The sequence below is a fragment of the Kitasatospora sp. NPDC056138 genome (genome assembly GCF_042264695.1).
Taxonomy (GTDB): domain Bacteria; phylum Actinomycetota; class Actinomycetes; order Streptomycetales; family Streptomycetaceae; genus Kitasatospora.
In genome coordinates this window covers 1-1,397 of the sequence record NZ_JBHJVK010000169.1, presented here as the reverse complement: position 1 = coordinate 1,397, position 1,397 = coordinate 1, and the positions used below count along the sequence as shown (strand labels likewise).

Here is a 1,397-nt window from a genome sequence, read left to right as displayed (position 1 = left end):
CCGTAACCGAACCCGGCAGCCGCGAAACCCTCATACAGACCGTCGACCGGCACAGCCTCCGCACCCACCGGCGGCCACTCCACCAGATCGAACGACTCCGCAGCACCGCCCTCCGCCAGCAGACCCGTCGCATGACGCGTCCACGGCTCCTCGACCGGCGCATCCTCCACCCGCGAGAAGACGGACACCGGACGACGGCCCGCCGAATCAGGCTCCCCCACCGAAACCTGGACCTGCATCCCGCCCTTGGCGGGGAGGACCAGCGGCGCCTCCAGCGTCAGCTCCTCGACACGACCGCAGCCGACCTGGTCGCCCGCTCGAACCGCCAGTTCCACAAAGGCGGTTCCCGGCAGCAGTACCACCTCACCCACGGCGTGGTCGGCCAGCCACGGGTGCGCGTCGAGCGACAGCCTCCCGGTGAACAGGACGCCATCCGCATCCGCCAGAGCAACGAAGGCGCCCAGCAACGGGTGCTCCGCCAGGTCCAGCCCGAGGTGAGCGGCTGCCGCCTCGCCCACCAGGATCGGCGGGGCCTCCAGCCAGTAGCGCTCGTACTGGAAGGCGTAGGTCGGCAGGTCGACGCGCTGCGCGCCGGTGCCCGCGAAGACCGCCTGCCAGTCGAGCTTGAGACCCCGGACGTGCAGCTGCGCCAGAGCAGTCGTGAAGCTCTGCGCCTCGGCGCGGTCACGGCGCAGGACCGGTGCGAACACCGCCTCCTCCGCCACGCACTCCTGACCCATCGCCGAGAGCGTGCCGTCCGGACCCAGCTCCAGGAACGTACGGACGCCCTCGCCCTCCAGCACCTGGATCGCGTCGTGGAAGCGGACCGCCTCGCGGACGTGGCGCACCCAGTACTCGGGGGTGACCAGCTCCTCGGTGACCTTGCCGGTGAGGGTGGAGACGACCGGGATCCGGGGCTCGCGGAAGCTCAGACCCTCCGCGACCGTGCGGAACTCCGCGAGCATCGGCTCCATCAACGGCGAGTGGAACGCGTGGCTGACCGTGAGCCGCTTGGTCTTCCGGCCGTCGGCCGCGAGCTTCTCCGCAACCTCCAGCACCGCCCGCTCACCGCCGGAAATGACCACCGACGAAGGCCCGTTGACCGCCGCGATACCCACCTCGGCGGTCAGCAGCGGCAGGACCTCCTCCTCGGACGCCTGCACCGCCACCATCGCACCACCCGAAGGCAGCGCCTGCATCAGACGCCCACGAGCCGCCACCAGCGCAGCAGCGTCAGCGAGCGAGAGAACCCCGGCGACGTGCGCGGCCGCCAGCTCACCGATCGAGTGACCCGCCAGGAAATCCGGCCGCAGACCCCAGGATTCGGCGAGGCGGAACAGCGCCACCTCGACCGCGAACAGCGCGGGCTGGGTGTACTCGGTGCGGTCGAGCAGGCC

The 1,397-nt window shown here is 71.1% G+C and carries 1 protein-coding gene; it reads right to left on the bottom strand.

Annotated elements, in window-relative coordinates; translation table 11 throughout:
• The coding region (locus ACFC1R_RS38800; protein ID WP_375946427.1) for an acyltransferase domain-containing protein at nucleotides 1-1,397 on the bottom strand (1,397 nt) is incomplete at both ends.